Source organism: Marivirga sericea, from assembly GCF_900177665.1.
In the GTDB taxonomy this organism is placed as follows: domain Bacteria; phylum Bacteroidota; class Bacteroidia; order Cytophagales; family Cyclobacteriaceae; genus Marivirga; species Marivirga sericea.
Map to the genome: position 1 here is coordinate 217,942 of NZ_FXAW01000006.1, position 22,187 is coordinate 240,128.

The following is a 22,187-nucleotide window of genomic DNA, read 5'->3' on the forward strand; positions in this document are numbered from 1 at the left end:
AATTTACTTAGGTTAATGTAATAGTTGCTTCTTAATGATAATCGTGTAACAAATTTAATGTAGTTGCTTTACTATTTAAGCCGTCATACCGCCATCAACAGGGTTTACTGTTCCAGTAATGAAGTTACTATCATCGCTACCTAAAAACAGCATCAGCTTAGCCACATCTTCGTTTGTTGCATATCGCTGTAACGGGATACTTTGCTCAAAGCCCTTTTTTGCTTCAGCTCCCGCTCCTGGTGCAAATCCTTCCTCTAAAGAACGCATCATCCTGTTATCTACTGGAGAAGGGTTTACAGTATTTACTCTGATTTTATGTGGAGCGCCTTCTAAGGCAGCGGATTTCATCATGCCAATCACAGCATGTTTGCTAGTTACATAAGGCAAAACATTGGGAGTCCCCATCAATCCTGCAACGGAAGAAGTAATGATTATACTGCCACCAGCTTTATTTTTTTTCATGACAGGAAAAACATGTCTCAATCCATAGTAAACACCTTTTATATTTACATTCAATAATTGGTCAAACACCTCTAATGGATACTCATCTAAGGGTGCTACTTTACCTTCTATTCCCGCATTATTGTAGAAAATATCAATACCGCCCATTTTTTCCACGGCATGTACTACGTATTTTGCGACTTCTTTTTCCTTACTTACATCAGCTTTATAAATAAAAAGATTTTCAGAAGCCAATTCCTGTTTTGCTTTCTCTAAATCTGCATCTTTTAAGTCAGTAATGAGTACTTTGGCTCCTTTTGCTAATAATTCTTTGGCCAGTGCTTTACCAATAGCGCCACTTCCTCCTGTGATAACAATTCTTTTATTTTTCATGATCGTATGTTTAGGTTCTAATAATGAGAACGTTATGCCGATAGAGAGGTTGGTGAGTTTAGTTACTCAAGAAGATGATTTATATCACTGTATTTGATTATGATATTCTATTGATAGTATTGAGCTAAGATTATAATTACTTAATTTTGCACTACTTAATAATTACAGCCACTGGCATTTCATATTTCCCTACCTATGCAGGATACTTATTTCATAAAGTTCAAATCTGACATCTCTAATTTTACGTTACCCGAAAGATTCACTTTCCCCTTTTCTTATGAACCCCATCCACTCACAGAATTGGCCGCAAAGGAGTTACAAGAGATCCTAAAATCAGCTAAAATTCGAAATGAAATAAGCGGTAAAATGTACGGGGTTTTGATTGTTCAAAATCAACAGCAAGAGCTAGGATTCATTTGTTCATTCTCAGGGCAAGATTATGAAGGAAAACCTCCAGTGAATTTTGTGCCCCCCATTTATGATAGACTGGATATTAAGGGATTTTATAAAAAAGGGGAAAAGGAATTGGACTACATCAACCAAAAAATTGAATCACTTGAACAGAATCCAAACTTCAAGCAACTTATGGAAGAGCTCAAAGAGCAAAGTAAAAAGTCCAATCTTTCATTAAAAACTGAGCAGGAAAGAAAACAAAAATCAAAGGCCATTAGAAAGCAAAAGCGTGAAGAGAGCATGGTAGAATTAAGTCCCAATGCTTTTGACAAATTGGATGAAAAACTACGCAAAGAAAGTAGAAATGAAGATTATGATTACAAAAAGCTAAATAAAGCTTGGAAGAAGAAAATTGCCTCTATACAGTCAAAAGTTGCTGTTTATGAATCGAAAATTCAAAACTTGAAGAAAGAGCGAAAACAAAAATCCATTCAATTACAAAAGCAAATTTTTGACCAATATCACTTTCTGAATGCAAATGGAAAAAGGAAGGGGCTGGAAGAAATTTTTGAGGAACTAGGCTACCCGCCTTCAGGGGCTGGAGACTGTGCTCTGCCCAAATTACTGCAATATGCCTATGCCAATCACTTGCAGCCATTGGCTATGGGAGAGTTTTGGTGGGGAAAAGCACCCAAATCTGAATTACGGAAAGAGGGAAGGTTTTACCCAGCCTGTAGCGGAAAATGTAAACCTATTTTAGGACATATGTTAAAAGGATTAAGGCTAGAAGTGGACCCACTTTTGCAATATACCGCTGAAGACAAAGTAATAGAAACCTTGTATGAAGATGACCAAATTGCGGTTATTATCAAACCAGCCGGCCTACTCAGTATTCCTTCCAAAGAAATAAAAGATTCTGTTTTGACCCGTATGCAAAAGCAGTATCCAAATGCCACAGGTCCGCTATTGGCGCATCGATTAGATAAACTCACCTCTGGCATTATGCTAATAAGCAAGGATTTGGAAAGCCATAAATATCTGCAACAGCAATTTATGAATAAGACCATACAGAAAAGATATTGTGCTGTTCTCGATCGTAAATTAAAAGCGACCGAGGGAGAAGTTAATTTACCACTTGCAGTTGATGAAGATAACCGGCCAATGCAAAAAGTGGATTACGACTCTGGAAGAAAAGCCCTGACTAAATGGAAATTAATACATCAAAATGAAGCTCAAAGCATGGTGACCTTTATTCCTGTGACCGGAAGAACACACCAATTGAGGGTTCATGCGGCCCATCCACAAGGTTTAGATGCCCCAATTGTGGGAGATACACTTTATGGAAATAAGTCGGAAAGATTGATGTTACATGCCGAGTATATTCAGTTCAAACATCCTAAAAGTAAAGAGGTCCTGTCATTTGAAAGCAAAGCAACATTCTTGTTTGAATAAATAATAGAGATTAAGCAAGGTCAAAACTTTACATTTTTCATTTTCTATTCTACCAACACCTTTAGCTGAGTGCTTTGATTGCCCGTAGTTAATCTTACTAAATAAAGACTCTCTATTGCATTGGGAAAGCGAATTGACTTTTCTTCCCGCTTATTCACCTTTGTAAACTTTTTAGTGAGAACCTGAGCTCCACTTAAACTATAAATTTCAACAGAATACTCCCCTAAAAAATCATTTTCAAATGAAATAGTGAATGCATTATTGTGTTTTAGTGGATTAGGAAATACGGAGAAACTCTGCGCTAACGGTGATTCATTGGAAGTAACTATTGTATTTTCAGAAAGTCCTTCACATCCATTGATGACCACTGCAACTTTATAATTCCCGGTGCTCTCAACTACTAGTGTTTGTTCTGTAGCATCTGGCACTATGACATCTCTATAAAACCATTGATAGGCATCCCCATCACTTGCTGTTAAAATTATATTTCCGTCACTATCTGCTTCCCCTACGGTTACTGTAGGCAGGTGATTTTCTTGAATAGTTATGAAGGCATTTTTTTCTTCTACAGCTGTTTCACCATTAACATCCGTAACTGTTAATTTTATACTATATTCGCCAGGATCATCATATGTAACATCATGCGGTCCTATTCCAGAGGCTGTTGTTGGCTCTGCACCACTACCAAAAGACCAATCAAGTGATTGGACGGAGCCAACTGATTCATTACTGAAAATCACATTTATTCCTGCACAACCACTTTGAACATCTGAACTAAAATCAGGAATTGCTGGCCCAGACACGGGACCGAGTATTTCAAAATTATCAATCGCCATTCCTGCATCTGTCTCAGCAGGGTCAGTTCTGAATTTTATTCTAAAGCTTACATTTCCTTGACCACCCAAAAAAGAAATATCAGTAAACTTTCGTTCAAATTCATTCGAAGTAGTACCACTAAAAATGGGGACTTCATTTCCAAAGACAGATTGAGGGTTGCTAATTTGATTATACCAGCCTTCTACTTGTTCATCATTTAATTTCAACCAAGAATCACCTCTGTCCAGCGTATACTCCACAATAAATCCATCCCAAGTAGGTTCAAAGCTATAATTTGTTTCGAATGCCAATTCATAGTCACCTAGTGCCTCAAATTGAAATTCAGGGGTGTAAATATATGCTTCAGAATTATTTGCGTACTCGGTCACATTAATTCCAGTGACGAAAGCATTTTCGCCACTAGCTGTGCCAGCTTTCCCTTCAATTGTGCTTTGGCCTAATTCAAAACCTGTCCCTGAAATATTTTCAATTATAAAGTCAAGCACTTCTCCTTCTAAGTTTCCTCCATCTTCCAATGTATAAGGGATCGATTTTGAATTATTAACAGTAATAAAATTTTCCTTAAGTACAGTGTCTTCTCCTTCAGCACTTGTGATAGTTAAACTTACATCATAACTTCCTCCTTGGGTGTAAATGTGGGTCGGATTCTCTAAATTTGACGTATTTCCATCGCCAAAATTCCAGACAAATGAAGTAGCTCCTGTTGACAAGTACTCAAAAGCAATTTCGTCTCCAGGAAAAATGAATTCTGAATTTGATACTGTAAATTCTGCTGTCGGATTACTCTTCAATATTTGAAAATCATCAATCAATACTCCATCCGCTTGGTAACCCAGTTCATTAAATCCTTCGATTACATAAAAGACTATTCTAAAATTGACTTGTTCAAAACCTGTTAAGAAACTCACGTTGTATTTTGCTTCTACTGGTATAAAAGTAGTATCTCCATCTAAAACCTCAATGGTCTGCTGGATCCATCCGGAACTTGCTAATTCTGGAAATACTATGGATGAAGATTCTGCGATATTATACCAGTTAGTACCAGCATCATCATCAACATCTCCTAGTAATTCCCAAGTTGCTCCATTATCTAAGCTGAACTGCACGTTCATTCCAAAAGGGCCAGAACTAAATACTCCTGACGCTTCAGAGTAGGCATTCTCCATTATGAAACTAAAAGACAACTCATGATTTTTGGATTCATCTGTAAAATCAAAGATGGGTGAAATTAGAGCGCTGCTTAGTCTTTTATCTTCATTGCCTATATTTTCAGTTAATTTGGTTTTCCATACATTAAGCCCGGATATAGATTCATTTAATCGATTTCCAGGCGTTCCCAATTCCCATAAATTAATGCCCCCAGTGAGTGCAATGCCTTGAAAATCTTCTTGACTAGATTCAAAATCACCGCCATCAATTAATGTGTAAGGCACTTCAGCTAACGAAAAATCTACAATATTTATCTCATAGAAATCTTCAGGAGCATTAGTTGGTGAAAAATACTCACGTCCAGAAAGGTCTAGAACACCAGCAAAAAAGTACTTTATAATTGAATTCTGTCCGGGATTTGGTATTGATGTTTGGTAGGTTATTCCATCCCCAGAATCAGTTAGATTTAGCGTATCTGTAGTCTCAAATGCATCAGTTGAATAAACTAGAATCGGGCTTTCCGAATCAAAGGTAGTGTCACTTACAATTTTTAACTCTATAGGTAAAGGATCGCTTGAATTATCAGTAATCTGAAAGTTGTTTTGATGTTCTAAATAAGTATTTATCCATCCCATATCCGCAAAAATCTCCTTTGTCACACCAGGATCGTGGATAGCTTCTCCTGCACCAAATTGAGGGGACATTAATGAATTTGGATTACCAGCAGGATATCGGGATTCATCCAAGTGAGAATAACTAGAACCTTGATTCCAGCTACCGGGAGCAAATAGTTTAGGTCTTTCTCCTAACTCTAGTATAGAAAATGGACCATCAAAAAACAAATCATTTCCAGTAAATGCATCACCGGCTTGACTGGAATTATCAGGTAGGAAAATAATGGGGGAATTATCTCCCAATTTCACAAACTGAGTATAAATAGTAGGTAAACCGGAGGAAATAGACCATCTCCCTGTTTCTTGTTCTTCATTAAAAGAAACACCTCCAGTAAAGCCTAACCCGTGACCTAATTCATGTAAGACAATGGAAACAAAATCATATTGATTAGCGGGGGTGTTTCCGTCTAAACCAAAATAAAAATCAAAATCACTATTGAAGCTTGAGCTAATATCTGCTTCATTTTCTCCATTGAGATTAGTTCTAGCTAATTTCTCAGCTAAGGCAATAGGATAGAAAGTGCTCTCCTGTGGAGCTTCCGGAAAGTCTCTAACAAAATTGGTTGGACCTGCTTGCCCTAAAACGCCCTCTCCCAAACCAATAAAATTTGCATCAATAATAATTCTGACTGGTGATTTGATAATACTCGCCCAAATATCTACTGCATATTGAAAAGCTTCTTGCGCTTCTTCCGTAAACCCATTATAATTTACGATCATATTGGCTTGGCCAGCAGATCTTTCGAACTGTTGATTGGAGAAATCAGTGGAGGGAGGAACAAATGTATCGTATGAATTGTAGTCAACAGGGCAAATGACAGGATCTGCCTTTTTGAAAACTTGACCATTTCCTATAAAGGATATATGATTTAGGATGATAAACGTAATCAGTAATAATTTTCTCATACTTCTCTGATAATGTTATGAACATTAAATTTAATTATTCTATTTTGGTTTTTGTTAACAATTGAAATATAGTTACTAAAACTCTTAATTGTATATGAATATTATGAAGTATAATTTTTACAGTTTTGCATTAGTATTGTTATTCTTAATGTCTTGCAAAACAAGCTCTTCCTCTACATCTGCACAAAAAGCCGAGGAGATTTTTAGTTTAAATACCACCTCCTGCATGGGGCCCTGTCCAGTATTTGAATTATCTCTATATGGAGATAAGAGCTTAGTGTTTAATGGTAAAGAAAACACTGAGGTTTCAGGAAAGCATGAAGTAGTATTAACAGATGAGCAATTTGAAGCCTTGCTTGGTATAATCGAATCAGCTGATTGGCTTAGTTTGGATAACGAATATAAGACGAATATGATGGATTTACCGACTCAAAAATTCACCTATAATCGAAAAGGAATCAGTAAAAATGTATCTAGATATGGGGCAGGACCTGAATCTATTGCAAATATGAGTGATACCATTCTGACTTTTGTCCAAGAGCAGGTATTTAACAAATAATGGAAATCTAATTATTTTTTTAAATACTGGGGAGGGAGTTTTTCCTCCTCTGTTTCATTGCTCCAAAAGACGTTCATGATGTACCATCTATTGCTTCCTCTTAAAAGTTGGATACTATTGATACCTCTTCTTTCGATTTCACCATTTTCTTCAGTGCTGACTGCGTATGTACTGAAGCAGTGAGCGATATTCCCAAATGATTCAGTTATCCTAAACAATTCCTGTTCGTAAAAAGCTGTTCCGCCTCTATTCTCCTTGTACATAGCAATGTATTCTTGAGGGCTCCAGTAGTTATAGATTACTTCCCCCTTATCAGAGACTTGAGTTGGAATAAGCTTAGCATCTTCCGAAAATAAATATTCAAATCTTTCCCAATCCCGTTCCTGATCTGCCGATCCAGAAATTACATCAGTTAAGGCCGCCATAATGGACTCAATAGATTCTACGTCCTTTCCATATTTTTGAGCGAATAGTGGATTTGCATAAAAAACGGTAATAAGCAAGAATATTATTTTTACTAATTTAGTCATGATTTTTATCTATAATTTTGATTAATTCTGTATTACTCTTCAGTACAGTTTGCAAAATATCCAATAAGTTTATGTAGTCTGCAGAAAGCTTATTGTTAAGTTCCTCAGACCCGTCAGAGGAATTCATTCTCATCTTATGAAATGCTCTAAATCCATCAACCATTTTTTGGATGTCCTTATTTTGGTCCTTTAATCTTTTAATTTTTTCCACTGCGTTATGATTACCTTTCAAGGCGTTCACACGGTCTTTCAAACCTTGGATGGGGAAGCTTTCTTCAAATATCTTAAAAGGATTCCTTTCATGTGAGGTTTTTTTAGAAGAATACTGTAAATCTTCATTCACTATCTGGTGGATATCCACACCGAAATATTCTGCAATTTTGACAAGATTTTCTATGTTAGGTTGCGCTAATTCTTTTTCATAGGATGCAATATTACCTCTTTTAAGACCAACTGCCTCGGCCATAGCGGTTTGACTCATCCCTTTTTTAGTCCTTAAATACTTTATGTTGTCAGATATTTTTGTCATTTGTCAACAATATTAACATTTTTTAAACAAATTTGTCAATAATTGTAACATTCTTTTATTAAAGTGGTTAGTATTAGTAGAAATAATTGTAACCAAAAAATATTAACGCTATGAATAATGGAGTAAAAGTATTAACCGGATTTAGTTTAGGCCTATTAACAGGAGCAGTTGCAGGTTTGCTTTATGCACCTGAAAAGGGAGATAAAACTAGAAAGAAATTGAAAAAAAATGTTGATAAATCGTATAAAGATTCATTGAAAAAGATTGACGAATTAAAATCAACATTGAATAAAGAAATCGACAGCGTTTCTACCAAAGGGAAAGAAACGATCGATCAATTAAAAGAATCAGTGAACTATAAGAACTAATAGTACGACTGATATTTTAATTTTTTTAACATTTAAATAAATTAATGATATGAGTACTACAGTTGAAAAAAGATATAGAAAATTAGGTTTCGATAAATCAGAAACAGAGAGATTAGTGGAGGTAATGAACGCTTTGTTGGCAAATTACCATATGCACTATCAAAAATTGAGAAATTTTCACTGGAATGTGAAAGGAGCAGACTTTTTTGATCTGCATGAGCAATTTGAAGAAAGATATGATATTGCAAAAGAAAGTATCGATGAAATAGCAGAAAGAATTCGAGTTTTTGGGCATACACCACTTAGTAACTTGAGTGATTATATGGAACACTCTAACATCAAAGAGTCACCAACTGATTTGCCTGCTGAAGAGATGGTCGAAGAAATTTTAAACGATTATCAAATCTTGCTATCCTTTTTAACAGATGCTATGAATGCCGCTATAGATATAGGAGATGTAGGAACTGAGGATATGCTAAATACATTTATTCAAGATATGGAGAAACATCACTGGATGCTAAGTTCATTCTTGGGTAAGTAATCTCACTTAATTAATCATATTATAAGGCTGAATTTAATTATTCAGCCTTTTTTTATGCCTATCACTTTTCGAATGTTGATGAAGTATAAGTTTTCAAATCTGAAATTGGTAATTATACACAAGTTTTAACTTGCTTTTTTTAGCTTTGTATTGAATTATGAAAACCCTCAATCTGGATATACCGACAGGAAAAAAAATATACTTCGCTTCAGACTTTCATTTGGGTGCCCCTAACCTCAAAGAAAGTCATAATAGGGAGCTAAGAATAGTCCGTTGGATGGATCATATTAAAGATGATGCTGCTGCTTTATTTTTAGTGGGGGATATATTTGATTTCTGGCATGAGTATAAAAAAGCTATACCCAAGGGCTTTATACGTTTTCAAGGTAAATTAGCAGAATTAGCGGATTCTGGACTACCCATTTATTTATTCACAGGTAATCACGATATGTGGATGTTTGGTTATTTTACAGAAGAATTAGGGATAGATGTTTTCAGAAAGCCTATTACTTTATTAGCTAATGAGCAGAAATTATTGATTGGTCACGGAGATGGTTTAGGCCCTGGAGATCGTCAATATAAATTCCTAAAAAAGGTTTTTGCAAATAGCGTTTGCCAATGGTTATTCAGGCAGATTCACCCAGATTTAGGGATTCGGATAGCTAATCAATGGTCTGCAAGTAGCAGGATAAGCAGCAGCACTAAAGAGACCGAAGAGTTTTTAGGAGAAGGAGAATGGCTATGGACCTATTCAAAGGAAATTGAGAAACATACTCATCACGATTTCTATGTTTTTGGGCACAGGCACTTACCGCTTGATTTGGAGGTAAATGAAAATTCACGTTATATAAATTTAGGGGAATGGGTAAATTATAATACTTTTGCATCTTTTAATGGCAAAGATTTTGTACTAGAAAAATTTCATGAAGAATAAATACCGCCTGTAAATATGATTAGAGTTTTACTTGTTCTTTCCTTTTTTTGCTTTACGCTATCATATTCCTATGCGCAGGAAAACTCTCAAGATAGCGTTAAGATAGAAGGTGTTGATGATGATGGACGAGTTAAGTACCCCAAAAAATTATTAGTGAATCCTGAGTTCGATTTTAAATTGAAAAAAACAGAGACCGGTAAGTTTACAATTAGCTTCTATACAGAAAACGAAAAAGCCATCAAAATTAAGATCTATGATTTAATTGGTAATTTGATTAAACAAGAAACAGTCTCAAAATCAGGATTATTCACTAAGGAATACGACCTAAGTTATTACAACCCAAAATTCTTCATAATTGAGGCAGGTAGTTCTCAATACAATAAGACCAAATCCATTATTGTAGAGTAGCTATTACTGCACTGCTATTGTAAAGCTAGTCATTCGTCTCAAACGATGAAATAAAAAAGCCTCTCAAAATGCATATTTGAAAGGCTTTCTATTCTAAATATTATACCGAATTAAGCTAAGGCTTCTTCTGGTTTATCTTCATATTCTGATACCGGAATACAGCTGCACATTAAGTTTCTATCACCATAAGCACTATCAATTCTGCTAACGCTAGGCCAGAATTTGTTGTGGCGGATCGATTCTAATGGGAACACTGCTTTTTCTCTAGAATAAGGTAGCTCCCATTTTTCAGCTAAAGCTACTGACATAGTATGAGGAGCATTCTTCAGCACATTTTGTTCTGCATCGGCTTTTCCATCGGCAACTTCTTGAATTTCCTTTCTAATGGAGATCATAGCTGTGCAAAATTTATCTAATTCCATTTTGCTTTCACTTTCCGTAGGCTCTATCATCATAGTTCCAGGAACAGGAAATGATAAAGTTGGAGAGTGATAACCATAGTCCATCAATCGTTTAGAAATATCTTCCGCTTCAATTCCAAAATCTTTAAAGCCTCTACAGTCAATGATCATCTCGTGAGCAGCTCTGCCTTTCTGGTTAGTGTAAAGCACTGGATAATGACCAGCTAAAGTTTCTTTAATATAATTTGCATTCAATATAGCAATTTGAGTAGCCGCTTTTAATCCTTTGGCACCCATCATGCAAATATATGCGTAACTAATAGCTAAAATGCTTGCGCTTCCCCATGGTGCGGCTGAAATTGCAGAAATAGCTTGATTTCCACCCGTTGGTACTAAAGGGTTACCAGGTAAGAAGTCTTCTAAATGCTCTGCTACGCAAATTGGTCCCATTCCAGGGCCACCGCCACCGTGTGGGATACAGAATGTCTTATGAAGATTGAGGTGACAAACATCAGCTCCAATATTCGCGGGAGATGTTAATCCAACTTGAGCATTCATATTAGCTCCATCCATGTAGACTTGACCACCATTATCATGAATAATTTGGCAAATCTCTTGAATACTTTCTTCAAAAACACCATGTGTAGATGGATATGTAACCATTAGAGCTGCTAAATTATTTTTATACTCTTCTGCTTTAGCTCTTAAATCATCTAAGTCAATATTTCCTTTATCATCACACTTAGTGATTACTACTTTCATTCCAGCCATCACCGCACTTGCTGGGTTAGTACCATGTGCAGAAGATGGAACGATCGTTACATTTCTATGATCATCTCCTCTGCTTTGATGGTAAGCTCTTATCACCATTAAACCGGCATACTCTCCTTGAGCTCCAGAATTTGGCTGTAAAGAAGTTGCAGCAAAACCTGTAATTTCAGTTAGCATATTTTCTAACTTAATAAACATCTCTCTATATCCTAAGGCTTGTTCTTTTGGTGCATAAGGATGAATATGAGCTAATTTAGGCCAAGTTACAGGAATCATTTCTGCCGTTGCATTCAATTTCATGGTACATGAACCTAAAGAAATCATAGAATGTACTAACGATAAATCTTTATTTTCCAATCTTTTGATGTATCGCAACATCTCATGTTCAGCATGGAATTGGTTAAAAACAGGGTGCTCCATGAATCTACTTTCACGAATAAGTTGTTTAGGCCAATCTAAATTCAGATCGTCAACTTTTTCGTCAACATTATATTTGTTCGCATCTTCATCAACAACCAAAGCGAATATCTCAATCAACTCTTTTATGTCATGAATTCGTGTAGTTTCATTCAAAGAAATTGAAACTGTATGCGTACCACTTAAATTTAAGTTGATTTTTCTTTCGTATAATAATGAGTGAAGCTTCTCGCGAAGTTTTTCTGATTCCAATTGAATTGTAATGGTATCAAAGAAATTTTTATTGGTTACTTCATAGCCTAGGACTGTCAAGCCATTTGCTAATAACTTAGTCAATGAATGTGTACGTATCGCAATCTTCTTCAATCCTACAGGACCGTGGTAGACTGCAAACATGCCAGACATAATAGCCAGTAGAACCTGCGCTGTACAAATATTTGAAGTTGCTTTTTCTTTCTTGATATGCTGCTCTCGAGTTTGGAGCGCCATACGATAAGCTTTATTACCTTCTTTATCAACCGACACTCCAATAATTCTGCCCGGTATTTGTCTTTTATATTTATCTCTAGTTGCAAAATAAGCTGCATGGGGACCGCCATAACCTAATGGGATTCCGAACCTTTGAGAAGTTCCTACCACGCAATCAGCTCCCATTTCACCTGGAGGGGTCAATAATGCTAATGATAGTAAGTCTGCCCCAATAGTAGAATAGACATCATTTTCTGCCGCTGCTTCGATGTATGGTTTAAGATCTAATACTTCGCCTTTAAGGTTAATTTGCTGAGCGTAAAATCCGAATATCTCAGGATCGTTGACGTCTAACATTGTCAAATCTGCAAAACGCAATTCAATGCCTAATGGATTTGCTCTTGTTTTAAGGATGTCAATTGTTTGTGGGAATGTATTTTCATCTACAAAGAAAACCTTCGCTGACTTCTTTTTACCCTTTCTTAACCCAAAAAACATGCTCATGGCCTCGGCTGCAGCAGTACCCTCATCCAATAATGAAGCGTTTGCGATTTCCATTCCGGTTAGATCAATTACCATGGTTTGGAAATTAACTAGAGCTTCTAATCTTCCTTGAGCAATCTCCGCCTGATAGGGGGTGTAAGCAGTATACCATCCTGGATTTTCTAATATATTTCTTTGAATAACACCAGGGGTATGCGTGTTATAATAACCTAATCCTATGTAAGATCTGAAAATCTGATTTTTATCAGCCATATCTCTAAAAGATTCTAAGAATTCAAATTCGGTTTGTTCCTCTGGGAGGTTCAAATCCTTCTTCAATTGAATGGCTTTCGGGATGGTCTCATCGATTAAATGCTCTAAAGAATCGGCCTTTACCGTTTTCAGCATCTCTGATATTTGCTGATTATCCGGTGCATTATGCCTCACATCAAATCTTTCTTGGTACAAAGGGTTTAATTTCATAATATTAGAAAGTATCTTTAATAAATATTTTAAATATTCATGGACTGTTTCGTGCCACAAAAGTACAATATATTATTTAGGAATTTTGTTCACATAACAGTAAAAAAATTAAATAAATTTACTTTAAACCTTTAATTATGAAGACATTTTTCTCAACTCTGTTTATGAGTTTTCTAGCTGTTAGCTTACTATCAGCTCAAGTAATGGAAAAGCAAGCAAGAAAGTATGCAAGTACTATTACTGATGATGACTTAACACGTCATTTAACATTATTAGCTTCTGATTCTCTAGAAGGAAGAGAAACTGGAAAAAAGGGTCAGAAAATGGCCGCTGAATATATTAAAAATCATTTTGAATCATTGGGACTCCAAGCTCCTGTTGATGGCTCGTATTTCCAGAAGTTTAATTTATATCAGACTTACCGAGGAGATGCAGAAATGGTCGTGAATGAGAAGACAGTCAAAAATCTTGATCAAATGGTCTATTGGGCAAATGTTCCTTTTGAAAAAGCCGACATTGAGATTGTTTATGTAAACAAAGCGCAGGAGGAAGATTTGAAGGCGATTGATGCAGAAGGCAAATTTTTAGCCTTTAAAGCAGAAGGTCAATTTACACCCACATTAAAAGTGCTAGAAGATATGGGCGCAAAGGGAGCGCTTGTTTTTGCTGAAGACAGTGGTAGAATGAATATGGTATTAAGGTACGGTCAATACTATGCTACACATGGTTCTTTATCTAGAACAGAACCTTCAAAAGACGGATTAGCCAGCGTGGTACTGTATCAGGAACTAGCAGAAGAAATATTTGGAAAGCCTCTTTCAGAATTGACTATAGGTGATAAGGCAACAGCCGAGCTTTTTGCAGAGATCAATACAGAAATAATGGAAACAGAGAATGTATTGGGTTATTTGGAAGGTACAGACAAAAAAGATGAACTCGTAATTTTAACAGCTCATTATGACCATGTGGGAGTGCAAGACGGAAAAGTATACAATGGCGCAGACGATGACGCTTCAGGCACTACGGCAGTACTAGAAATAGCGGAGGCTTTTGTAAAAGCAAAAAAAGATGGTAAAGGTCCAAAAAGAAGCATACTGTTTATGCCAGTAACTGGTGAAGAAAAAGGGCTACTAGGTTCCGCTCATTACGCTGACAATCCAGTATTTCCTTTAGAAAATACTGTCACTAATCTTAATATAGATATGATCGGGAGAGTAGATTCTGCTCACATGGACAACAGAGAATTTGTTTATTTAATAGGCTCTAACAGGATTTCAACCGAATTGCACGAAATCAGCGAGGCAATGAACGAGAATTATACTAAACTGGAACTTGACTATACTTACAATGCAGAAGATCATCCAGATAGAATTTATTATCGTTCTGATCATTGGAATTTTGCGAAAAATGGTGTTCCCATCATATTTTACTTTAATGGGACTCATCCTGATTATCATCAGCATACAGATACAGTGGAAAAGATTGAATTTGATGTCTTAAAGAAAAGAACTGATTTAGTTTTTTACACTGCTTGGGAAATAGCCAATAGAGATAATCGTTTGGCTATTGATGAAGTAGAAGAAACCGAGGAATCGGATAAATAAGAATAATATGAAAAAACTATCAACCCTTTTAATGATTTTAATGATTTCAGCATGCGGGCTTGTGGAAGTTTGCGTGGTGTGTACTGAAGCCAATACTGGCATTGAAGAAGATTTTTGTGGGTCGCCTGATGAAGTTCAGCAACATGAGGACGATCTAGAAAAGACTGGAAACCAATATGGGCAAGATTGGAATTGTGTTGGTGGGTAAAACTTTGAAAAGATAAGCTGATTTGAATTGGGTCAGCTTATCTTTTTAACTTCTATTCCTTTTGAAGCAGTTACCGCCTCAATGGTTCTTTTTGTCTGCTCTAAAGCAGATTTTTTTTGCATTTGGTGTTTGTAGTAAATTAAGCGTTGTGACTCTTTCATTTTTACTCCAATCTTTGTGCTACCCAATTCTATTTGTACTATCTCATCCCACGTAAAGAACTCAGCTTTACTAAAAACAGTTGTTTTGATTCCAAGTCCCTCTCCGTAAACCATTAAATGAGGCGCGTATTTTGATGTTGAGGACAGTTCAAACCTGTTTTTGAAAAAGAACAAAATTGCTGCTAATAAATGTGTTGCGCTGATTAAGAGATGTCTGGCTAATTCAGTTCCTTCTATATAGTAATCAATTAGATTAAATACTGCACCAAGCATAAAAAGCGCACTTGCAACATAAGTTAACCTTTTTGCACTAGTTCCTCCAGTGCTCAAATCAGTTGGACCCAAATTAATTCTTTGGATTTGTTCCATTTCCTTTCATGATTTGTTTTCGATTAAAGATAATAGCCCTTATCATACGAATTTAGTTATTGATGCATTAGCAAGAATATAAGTATTTTAAAAGGAGGCAGATTTATCTTTTCAATAGATTCTCTACTTCAATTCCTTTTTGTTCTACTACATCTTTAATAGCTCTTTTGATCTTTATCGATATTTCCTTTCGAGTATTGTAGCGATAATATTGTAATCCCATTTTATCTTTGATTCCGATCAAATAGTAACCCAACTCTATTTTTTTAACATTTTCCCAGCTGATGAATTCGGATTGTCCAAAAACGGATGTTTTTATTTTAAGGCCGTTTTTCGAAATAAGAAAATGGGGAGCATATTTTGAGGTGGTGGATAATTCAATCTGCGCTCTGAACAAAAATATACTGGCAGATAAGAAAAATGAAACGCCCGAAATGATTTTGTAATTAGAATCAGCTCCTTCAAATATGAAGCTAATGATATAGTACAATGAAGATATCATCATTAATCCCCCTGCTATGCAGTTTAATTTTCTAGCAGTTTTTTCGGACATACTAATGTCTCCTGATCCCAAAGTAAATCGTTGGCTTTGTTCTATTGACTCTGTTTTCATAGGTGTTTTATGGTTAAAATTTGATCAAGCTGAGGACTTAGCGACTATTTCTTTAATAGGTTTTCAACTTCTACCCCTTTTTGAGCTGCAATAGCCTCAATTAATCTTTTTAATTCAATAGAAGTTTCTTTTCTGGTCTGGTAAGTAAAATATTGCATCTCTCCTTTGTCCTTAATCCCAATTTTATAGTAACCTAACTCTATCTTCCTGATATTATTCCAGTTAATAAAGTTCGATTTTTTGAACACTCCTGTTTTAATTTTAAGCCCATGTTCAGAAATTACAAAATGTGGAGCGTATTTTGACGTTTGAGATAATTCTATTTGGGCTTTAAATAAGAATAAAAAGCCCGTAGAAAAATATAGTCCGCTCATTCCTATTTTCTCAAAAACACCGATGCTATCTCTGAATAGATAAAGAAGTGCCATAATCATAAACAAGGCACCTAAGAAATAATTAGATTTCCTGATGGTGCTTTCAGAAAATTTAACGTTTCCTGCTCCTAAATTGATTCTTTGACTCTGTTCTATTGACTGTGTTTCCATTGGTTCTGGAGGATGGTTAATAATTCTTCATAAATATCTGCTGAACAAGATAGTATTTCTCTACCAAAAATAAAATCGTTATCCCCGTTAAATCGGCTTACTTTACCCCCTGCTTGCTGCACTATAAACGCTCCTGCAGCTACATCCCAAGCATTAAGGTTATATTCAAAGTAGCCTTCATATCTGCCGCAAGCAACGTAAGATAAATCAACAGCAGCGCTGCCAAACCTTCTCAATCCATGGCTGTTTTGCATTAGATGTTTTAAAATAGATAAATAATCGTCCATTTTGTCAAAATCATTGTAGGGAAAACCAGTAGCTATCAAACTTTGTGCTAGATCAACCCCCTTTGAAACAGAGATTGGAGTACCATTTAATTGAGCTGGAGAGCCTTTCACTGCTTCAAAACATTCGTCTCGGTTGATCTCCAATACTATGCCTGAAACTATCTTATCGTCTTCTTGTAGCGCTACACTTATGGAGTAAATCGGTAGACCATGGACAAAATTAGTGGTACCGTCCAAAGGATCGATTATCCAGTTATAGACTTCACCTTTTTTGTTTGAAGTGCCTTCTTCAGCTATGAAGCCTGACTCAGGTAAAATATCTCCTAGACCTTCAACTAGACGCTTCTCTGCTTCTTTATCTACATAGCTTACTAAATCATTAAAGCCTTTATGTTCTACTTTTGCAGTAGTGAAGCTCTTAGATTCTTCCTTTATAAATTCGCCTACTTCCTTGACTAATTTGATGGCTTCTTGGTGGATTATATTTAATTTCATCAGTTTAAGTTTTGTCTTAAATATGTTCTGTGTGCTAGAAAATGTATTCTGCACACTTTGTCTCCTCAAATAAAAAGGGCGGGTTATAAACCATTAAACATTCATTTTTTTAGTCCTATATAAAAGATTGAAGGATTTAAATGCGAAATATAAAACAATGGGTAAAACGGCTGCATGCATGGCTTGGGGTAGGGTATAAAAGAAACCTAATAGCATAAATTGTATAATACCGAAAACGGCATAAAAAACTGTATGCCATTTTTTAGCAGGCTTTTTGAAAAGTAGAAAGGCCAGAATTAAATTTAAAGGAAATGCCCAGATTATATTCCAGTTATTAACTGTCACTACGTGATCGGATAGAAACCATAAAAAGAATATGAGGCAACCTACCAGTCCTGTAATCAAAAATAGTAATCGATTGAACCAAACATCACTTAATTTAGATTTATGATGCCTTACACTTAAAAAAATACCAAAAAGACAAAGAAACCAAGTGATGTACTCAGGGAGAATTTGAAAGCCAGCGGTTTCTTCATTTTCTTCTGCTTCATACAATATAATTTTATCCTCAACAATGGGTTTTCCGTTATAGGTAGCCTTGTCAAAATGCATCATTAATAAGTCAGGAAGAAACATTTCATTTCTTTTATCTGCCAAGTCATCTGTGGGTTGGCCTAAGGCAAGGTCAATCCCGAAATCTTGCCAAGGTTTATCTTCTAAGTAAATATCCAAAAATTCTCTAAAAGTATATCCTTCAGCTTTCTTTTCCCATACTAGTCCTTCTCCTAGAACGTCTTCTAATAAATCACGAAAACGAGTGGAGCAGTTATCAAAGAAAAAGTCATATTGGTAGAATCTATTTTCTGGTTTTATATTGTTTATTAGGAAATCGTAAATTTGGTTTTTCTGCTCAAGGGTTAACTGCAATTTCTGTTGAATGACAGTCCTTTTTTCCGCTTTGGCCGAATTGACTAGATAGGAAAGTCTACCTGCTGAAAGCATATAGTCGAGCTTTCCTCTCACAAACTTCATATAGAACCCAGGCGTTTCAAAATCAAAAGTACCGTAATTAAATACGACACTTAGTCCTTTACTTTGGTCTTCAACCCATAATGCGGAATGACCAAAGCCTGAGTAAAGTTCATCTCCAGGCGCAACAGTTATCAAACTCATTTCAGCCTTTTCTGACAACGACTTTTGCGCTGAAGCTTCAAAGAAAACAAATAATAATAATCCTAATAGTAGCTTTTTAATCATGATTTAGCATTTAATATCAATACTATTTCACCTTTTGGAGGTGTTTTTTCGAAATGTTCTATTAATTCCTTGAGCGTATCAGTGATCGTTTCCTCAAACAACTTAGTAAGCTCTCTGGAAACAGAAGCCAATCGGTCTTCGCCCATCACTTCTGCCAGTTGGTTCAGTGTTTTCAACAATCGATGAGGCGATTCATAAAAGATGATCGTTCGCTCTTCTTCCTTCAAATTTTCTATTCTGGTTTTTCGGCCTTTCTTGTGAGGTAAAAAGCCTTCAAATATAAAGCGGTCATTGGGAAAGCCAGATTTGATTAGAGCTGGTATTAAAGCAGTAGCACCAGGAAGTGATTCTAATTTTATGTTATGTTTAAGGGCTTCTCTAGCCAATAAAAAACCCGGATCAGATATTCCGGGTGTTCCAGCATCGGATATCAATGCGATTACTTTTCCAGCTTTTAAAGCCTCAATTACGTGCTCTACTTTTTTATGTTCATTATGAATATGAAAACTTTGGAGAGGCTTTTTAATATCATAATGCTTTAATAGCTTTCCAGAGGTTCTAGTGTCCTCTGCTAAAATTATATCTACACTATTAAGGACATTAACCGATCTATAGGTCATGTCCTCTAAATTGCCAATGGGGGTGGGCACCAAGTAAAGTTGAGTAACTGATTGCTCCATCCCCAAAAATAAAGATTTATTATACTAATTTACCAATTTCCTCTGCCAGCTTTCTATCTTTTTCTGTGATGGTGTTGCCTTCATCATGAGTGGTCAATTCAAAACTGACTTTATTATAGACATTTGACCAGTTAGGATGATGGCCCATTTTTTCAGCGATTATAGCTACTTGTGCCATAAAACCGAAAGCCTCAGTAAAATCTTTAAATTCAAATGTTCTTTTTAGCGTATTGTTTTCTTCTTTCCACATAATATTTTCCTTTTATGTTTTTAACCGCTCTGAATCTGATTTGTTACATTTCAGGGCCTACAATGCTATTACTCCTTTGACCTTATTCGTTTCTAAATACTTTTCAATAATCTGCTCAGCTGAATTGGCTAACATTTTAATAGTCAAGCTTACGTATTTCCCTTTGCTTGAGGGTTTAACAATTACTTCATGGTTTTCGAAGATCACTTTGATCTGGTCTTGCTTTTCTGCTTCAACAATAAACTTAAACATATAAAGGCTAGGCCATTCTGAAACCGCTTCCAGTTTTTCTCTGAAAGACGCTATGTCTTTTTCCGTACTCATCTTGTCATTTTTTTCTTTTCACAAAAAAAGGGGCTAAAAGCCCCCTTAACACATTAAGTATATAATAAATTAATAGAACTTATATCGCTCATCAACTATATCTGCTTTTTCTTCAATTGCCGATTTAATTTCAAAAGAAACATTGTTGCTTCTACTTTGTGCTAATTGATTCTTATAAGAGTTGTAATCAGCAACTTCTGGCGCTGGAGTTCTACTACGAACACTCACGATTACTATACCATTATTTGCCTTTAAAGGTTGCGATTGAGTATTCAATTCTATTCCGAATATAGTTCCTAATACTTCAGGAGCTTGTCCAACATTTGCTAATGAACTGGTAGATATCTTGACATCAGTAGTCGAGAATACGTTCGCATCTTTGCCATAGGCACTTGCAATCTCATTTAAACTTCCTGATAAATCTGCTAATTTATCTTTGATTACTTTGCCTTTCATTTCCTCTTTTAATGCTCTAGAAACCAGTGCCTTCACTTCATCAAAATCAGCAGTTCCCTTTTCAGTTTCATTAGTTAAAACCGCAACTACGAAATGTGAATCTGTTTCAAAAACTTCCGAAACTTTACCCATTGAAGCATCCGTAAACGCCCATCTAACTATTGGTCTGGCAGAGCCTAGTGTTCCAATCGTTCTTTGATTAGCGGACATCTTGCCAGAACTTCTCACATTATAGCTGCTTTCATTCGCAGCGGCTGTAAACTCTGTATAATTATTATTTGAAGCAGCAAATAAATCAGCCTTTCTGTATAAATTATCTCTAGTTGATTCTGTTGGGATTATATCTCTGTAGATAGTAGCGATTTTATATGTTTTCGCTGTTTTTTCTTCTGTTACTTTAATTACATGATAGCCATATTGTGTTTTTATCACATTGTTTATGACACCAGTACCTGATTTGGCAAAAACGGCTTCATTGAACTCATCGACCATCTGACCTTCTTTGAACCAACCTAAATCACCACCTCTTGTAGCAGAAGGTCCATTACTGTACTCTTTTGCAAGCTCAGCAAAATCCTGCCCACTTCTTGCCTTCTGTAAAACTTCTTGCGCTTCCTTTTTAGCATTTGCATCAGCTTCGTCACTATCGTCTTCCGCTTCAATCAAAATATGACTTGCTTTCACTGATGAAACAGTATCATCATAAATTTCTGAGGTTTTATAAAGAATATAGGCTCCTTCTTCAATGTACGGACCAATCACATCACCTTCTTTTAATATATTAGTGTTGGAAGCCAATATTTTAGGCAGCTGGGCAATCGGGTAGGTTCTGTAAGCATTACTTCTGTCTGAGTTTAAACGAGCAAAAGCTGAATCATCATCTACTTTCTGAAACTCTGCTTTCAATTCCTCTATTTCTTCTCTAATGAGAGTAGAGTCTTCTCCTGAAGGTAGTAACTCAAATGCTACATAACTTATTGTTCTTGTCGCATCCGTGTCATATTTCTCCTTGTTTTCATTATAGTAACTTCTTAATTCTGAATCAGAAGGATTAACCAATGAATCTTTTACTGAGTAATATGGAATATATAAATACTCAACTTCCGCAGATTCGTTCTCTTTTTGATATGCTCTTTGCGCTTCTGCAGTAGTAATGTATGTAGAGCTGGCTAATAGCTCATCGTACTTAGTCCTTGCTCTTGCAGGCACCAAAGATGATTCAAATGAATACCATTGTGCTTGTTGTTCTGCTGGAGCCTGAGCAATATTTCGAATGATATTAACAACCTGCTCTTTATTGAATTCCCCCGTTTCAGGATTTGTAAAATTTTGTCGTACAATTGGGCTTATATTATCACCCTGCACCATATCGACTAATTCTTGATTAGTTACTTCAAGGCCCAATTCATCGTACTGATCTTGAAATGCTTTTTCAATGATCAGAAAATCCCAAGCTTGTTGACGGATAGAAGACATTTCTTGATCGGAAGGAGCTCTACCATTTCCTGCTCTGAAATTATTTTTAAATTCTTCAACTTTACGCTGATACTCAGGCAGGTTGATTGTTTCTCCAGCTATTTCACCAACATCATTTGATCTTCCGCCACCTAGAAGCATTGAGTCTGGCCCAAGCAAATCAGTTAGCAAGAAAGCTAAAATGGATAATCCAATTAGGGCGATCAATACCGACCCCATTTTTACTCTTAATGTATTAAATACTCCCATGTTTGTTTATTTCAAAGATTCGCAAAATAATAGTATAAATGATTAATATCAAAGTGATTCCATTTATTACTTTTAG

Annotated in this window: 22 protein-coding genes; 8 read left to right on the forward strand and 14 right to left on the reverse strand. The window is 35.8% G+C overall.

The genetic code is table 11. From position 1 onward, the window contains the following. Window positions 1-75 precede the first annotated feature (75 nt). Complete coding sequence (locus B9Y84_RS14605; RefSeq protein WP_085518132.1) at window positions 76-834, reverse strand: SDR family NAD(P)-dependent oxidoreductase; 759 nt, start codon at window positions 832-834, stop codon at window positions 76-78. Between the two features lie 195 nt (window positions 835-1,029). On the opposite strand from B9Y84_RS14605, the gene B9Y84_RS14610 reads away from it, so the two are divergent. Continuing rightward, window positions 1,030-2,679 (forward strand): RluA family pseudouridine synthase, encoded by a 1,650-nt coding sequence (locus B9Y84_RS14610; RefSeq protein WP_085518133.1) that lies wholly within the window; start codon window positions 1,030-1,032, stop codon window positions 2,677-2,679. Between the two features lie 44 nt (window positions 2,680-2,723). Here the strand turns inward: B9Y84_RS14610 and B9Y84_RS14615 are convergent, their stop codons facing one another. Beyond that, entirely contained in the window at window positions 2,724-6,245 is a 3,522-nt protein-coding gene (locus B9Y84_RS14615; protein ID WP_085518134.1) for a PKD domain-containing protein, read from the reverse strand. A gap of 103 nt (window positions 6,246-6,348) precedes the next feature. Between B9Y84_RS14615 and B9Y84_RS14620 the strand changes: the two genes are divergently transcribed. Further along, window positions 6,349-6,804 (forward strand): DUF6438 domain-containing protein, encoded by a 456-nt coding sequence (locus B9Y84_RS14620; RefSeq protein ID WP_139828050.1) that lies wholly within the window; start codon window positions 6,349-6,351, stop codon window positions 6,802-6,804. Between the two features lie 11 nt (window positions 6,805-6,815). Here the strand turns inward: B9Y84_RS14620 and B9Y84_RS14625 are convergent, their stop codons facing one another. Then, a complete protein-coding gene (locus B9Y84_RS14625; RefSeq protein ID WP_085518136.1) occupies window positions 6,816-7,334 on the reverse strand; it encodes a hypothetical protein in 519 nt (172 codons plus the stop codon). Further along, window positions 7,327-7,863: a helix-turn-helix domain-containing protein gene (locus tag B9Y84_RS14630; RefSeq protein WP_085518137.1), complete on the reverse strand. Its 537-nt coding sequence runs from the start codon at window positions 7,861-7,863 to the stop codon at window positions 7,327-7,329. The genes B9Y84_RS14625 and B9Y84_RS14630 overlap by 8 nt, the downstream gene beginning before the upstream one ends. 110 nt (window positions 7,864-7,973) lie before the next feature. Here B9Y84_RS14630 and B9Y84_RS14635 point away from each other — a divergent pair, with 110 nt between their 5' ends. From B9Y84_RS14635 to B9Y84_RS14650, 4 genes are all read left to right on the forward strand, one after another. Then, window positions 7,974-8,231 (forward strand): YtxH domain-containing protein, encoded by a 258-nt coding sequence (locus tag B9Y84_RS14635; protein WP_085518138.1) that lies wholly within the window; start codon window positions 7,974-7,976, stop codon window positions 8,229-8,231. Between the two features lie 49 nt (window positions 8,232-8,280). Next, on the forward strand, window positions 8,281-8,772 hold the full coding sequence (locus B9Y84_RS14640; protein WP_085518139.1) for a Dps family protein: 492 nt from the start codon (window positions 8,281-8,283) through the stop codon (window positions 8,770-8,772). Window positions 8,773-8,929: 157 nt separating this feature from the next. Beyond that, entirely contained in the window at window positions 8,930-9,706 is a 777-nt protein-coding gene (locus tag B9Y84_RS14645) for a UDP-2,3-diacylglucosamine diphosphatase (protein ID WP_085518140.1), read from the forward strand. A 15-nt stretch (window positions 9,707-9,721) separates the two neighbouring features. Beyond that, window positions 9,722-10,114 (forward strand): T9SS type A sorting domain-containing protein, encoded by a 393-nt coding sequence (locus tag B9Y84_RS14650; protein ID WP_085518141.1) that lies wholly within the window; start codon window positions 9,722-9,724, stop codon window positions 10,112-10,114. Between the two features lie 110 nt (window positions 10,115-10,224). On the opposite strand, the gene gcvP is transcribed toward B9Y84_RS14650, so the two are convergent. Continuing rightward, window positions 10,225-13,137, reverse strand: a complete 2,913-nt coding sequence (gene gcvP / locus B9Y84_RS14655; RefSeq protein WP_085518142.1) for an aminomethyl-transferring glycine dehydrogenase — start codon at window positions 13,135-13,137, stop codon at window positions 10,225-10,227. A gap of 137 nt (window positions 13,138-13,274) precedes the next feature. Between gcvP and B9Y84_RS14660 the strand changes: the two genes are divergently transcribed. Both B9Y84_RS14660 and B9Y84_RS20435 read left to right on the forward strand, forming a co-directional pair. Then, window positions 13,275-14,741 (forward strand): M28 family peptidase, encoded by a 1,467-nt coding sequence (locus B9Y84_RS14660; RefSeq protein WP_085518143.1) that lies wholly within the window; start codon window positions 13,275-13,277, stop codon window positions 14,739-14,741. A gap of 7 nt (window positions 14,742-14,748) precedes the next feature. Further along, a complete protein-coding gene (locus tag B9Y84_RS20435; RefSeq protein WP_139828051.1) occupies window positions 14,749-14,949 on the forward strand; it encodes a hypothetical protein in 201 nt (66 codons plus the stop codon). A 32-nt stretch (window positions 14,950-14,981) separates the two neighbouring features. On the opposite strand, the gene B9Y84_RS14665 is transcribed toward B9Y84_RS20435, so the two are convergent. From B9Y84_RS14665 to B9Y84_RS14705, 9 genes are all read right to left on the reverse strand, one after another. Further along, complete coding sequence (locus tag B9Y84_RS14665; RefSeq protein ID WP_085518144.1) at window positions 14,982-15,479, reverse strand: hypothetical protein; 498 nt, start codon at window positions 15,477-15,479, stop codon at window positions 14,982-14,984. Window positions 15,480-15,582: 103 nt separating this feature from the next. Continuing rightward, the gene (locus tag B9Y84_RS14670; protein ID WP_085518145.1) at window positions 15,583-16,092 is read right to left on the reverse strand and encodes a hypothetical protein; all 510 of its coding nucleotides are present in this window, start codon (window positions 16,090-16,092) and stop codon (window positions 15,583-15,585) included. A 44-nt stretch (window positions 16,093-16,136) separates the two neighbouring features. Beyond that, window positions 16,137-16,637: a hypothetical protein gene (locus tag B9Y84_RS14675; protein ID WP_085518146.1), complete on the reverse strand. Its 501-nt coding sequence runs from the start codon at window positions 16,635-16,637 to the stop codon at window positions 16,137-16,139. Next, a complete protein-coding gene (locus B9Y84_RS14680; protein WP_085518147.1) occupies window positions 16,619-17,419 on the reverse strand; it encodes an inositol monophosphatase family protein in 801 nt (266 codons plus the stop codon). The genes B9Y84_RS14675 and B9Y84_RS14680 overlap by 19 nt, the downstream gene beginning before the upstream one ends. A 93-nt stretch (window positions 17,420-17,512) precedes the next feature. After that, entirely contained in the window at window positions 17,513-18,676 is a 1,164-nt protein-coding gene (locus B9Y84_RS14685) for a lipoprotein N-acyltransferase Lnb domain-containing protein (protein WP_085518148.1), read from the reverse strand. Next, entirely contained in the window at window positions 18,673-19,356 is a 684-nt protein-coding gene (gene rsmI / locus B9Y84_RS14690; protein WP_085518149.1) for a 16S rRNA (cytidine(1402)-2'-O)-methyltransferase, read from the reverse strand. Before rsmI ends, B9Y84_RS14685 begins: the two co-directional genes overlap by 4 nt. Window positions 19,357-19,375: 19 nt before the next feature. Beyond that, window positions 19,376-19,606 carry a 4a-hydroxytetrahydrobiopterin dehydratase gene (locus B9Y84_RS14695; RefSeq protein WP_085518150.1) on the reverse strand — a complete coding sequence of 77 codons (231 nt, stop codon included), beginning with the start codon at window positions 19,604-19,606 and terminating at the stop codon, window positions 19,376-19,378. Window positions 19,607-19,663: 57 nt separating this feature from the next. After that, window positions 19,664-19,930 carry a DUF493 domain-containing protein gene (locus tag B9Y84_RS14700; protein ID WP_085518151.1) on the reverse strand — a complete coding sequence of 89 codons (267 nt, stop codon included), beginning with the start codon at window positions 19,928-19,930 and terminating at the stop codon, window positions 19,664-19,666. Window positions 19,931-19,999: 69 nt separating this feature from the next. Further along, window positions 20,000-22,111, reverse strand: a complete 2,112-nt coding sequence (locus B9Y84_RS14705; protein ID WP_085518152.1) for a peptidylprolyl isomerase — start codon at window positions 22,109-22,111, stop codon at window positions 20,000-20,002. Between the last annotated feature and the right edge of the window lie 76 nt (window positions 22,112-22,187).

Bases quoted from the DNA above. Each gene is read 5' to 3' on its own strand.
- rsmI (WP_085518149.1), bottom strand. From the start codon at position 19,356: ATGGAGCAATCAGTTACTCAACTTTACTTGGTGCCCACCCCCATTGGC.
- B9Y84_RS14615 (WP_085518134.1), bottom strand. From the start codon at position 6,245: ATGAGAAAATTATTACTGATTACGTTTATCATCCTAAATCATATATCC.
- B9Y84_RS14680 (WP_085518147.1), bottom strand. From the start codon at position 17,419: ATGAAATTAAATATAATCCACCAAGAAGCCATCAAATTAGTCAAGGAA.
- B9Y84_RS14650 (WP_085518141.1), top strand. From the start codon at position 9,722: ATGATTAGAGTTTTACTTGTTCTTTCCTTTTTTTGCTTTACGCTATCA.
- B9Y84_RS14645 (WP_085518140.1), top strand. From the start codon at position 8,930: ATGAAAACCCTCAATCTGGATATACCGACAGGAAAAAAAATATACTTC.
- B9Y84_RS14635 (WP_085518138.1), top strand. From the start codon at position 7,974: ATGAATAATGGAGTAAAAGTATTAACCGGATTTAGTTTAGGCCTATTA.
- gcvP (WP_085518142.1), bottom strand. From the start codon at position 13,137: ATGAAATTAAACCCTTTGTACCAAGAAAGATTTGATGTGAGGCATAAT.
- B9Y84_RS14610 (WP_085518133.1), top strand. From the start codon at position 1,030: ATGCAGGATACTTATTTCATAAAGTTCAAATCTGACATCTCTAATTTT.
- B9Y84_RS14625 (WP_085518136.1), bottom strand. From the start codon at position 7,334: ATGACTAAATTAGTAAAAATAATATTCTTGCTTATTACCGTTTTTTAT.
- B9Y84_RS20435 (WP_139828051.1), top strand. From the start codon at position 14,749: ATGAAAAAACTATCAACCCTTTTAATGATTTTAATGATTTCAGCATGC.
- B9Y84_RS14695 (WP_085518150.1), bottom strand. From the start codon at position 19,606: ATGTGGAAAGAAGAAAACAATACGCTAAAAAGAACATTTGAATTTAAA.
- B9Y84_RS14605 (WP_085518132.1), bottom strand. From the start codon at position 834: ATGAAAAATAAAAGAATTGTTATCACAGGAGGAAGTGGCGCTATTGGT.
- B9Y84_RS14675 (WP_085518146.1), bottom strand. From the start codon at position 16,637: ATGGAAACACAGTCAATAGAACAGAGTCAAAGAATCAATTTAGGAGCA.
- B9Y84_RS14620 (WP_139828050.1), top strand. From the start codon at position 6,349: ATGAAGTATAATTTTTACAGTTTTGCATTAGTATTGTTATTCTTAATG.
- B9Y84_RS14660 (WP_085518143.1), top strand. From the start codon at position 13,275: ATGAAGACATTTTTCTCAACTCTGTTTATGAGTTTTCTAGCTGTTAGC.
- B9Y84_RS14630 (WP_085518137.1), bottom strand. From the start codon at position 7,863: ATGACAAAAATATCTGACAACATAAAGTATTTAAGGACTAAAAAAGGG.
- B9Y84_RS14670 (WP_085518145.1), bottom strand. From the start codon at position 16,092: ATGAAAACAGAGTCAATAGAACAAAGCCAACGATTTACTTTGGGATCA.
- B9Y84_RS14700 (WP_085518151.1), bottom strand. From the start codon at position 19,930: ATGAGTACGGAAAAAGACATAGCGTCTTTCAGAGAAAAACTGGAAGCG.
- B9Y84_RS14705 (WP_085518152.1), bottom strand. From the start codon at position 22,111: ATGGGAGTATTTAATACATTAAGAGTAAAAATGGGGTCGGTATTGATC.
- B9Y84_RS14665 (WP_085518144.1), bottom strand. From the start codon at position 15,479: ATGGAACAAATCCAAAGAATTAATTTGGGTCCAACTGATTTGAGCACT.
- B9Y84_RS14640 (WP_085518139.1), top strand. From the start codon at position 8,281: ATGAGTACTACAGTTGAAAAAAGATATAGAAAATTAGGTTTCGATAAA.
- B9Y84_RS14685 (WP_085518148.1), bottom strand. From the start codon at position 18,676: ATGATTAAAAAGCTACTATTAGGATTATTATTATTTGTTTTCTTTGAA.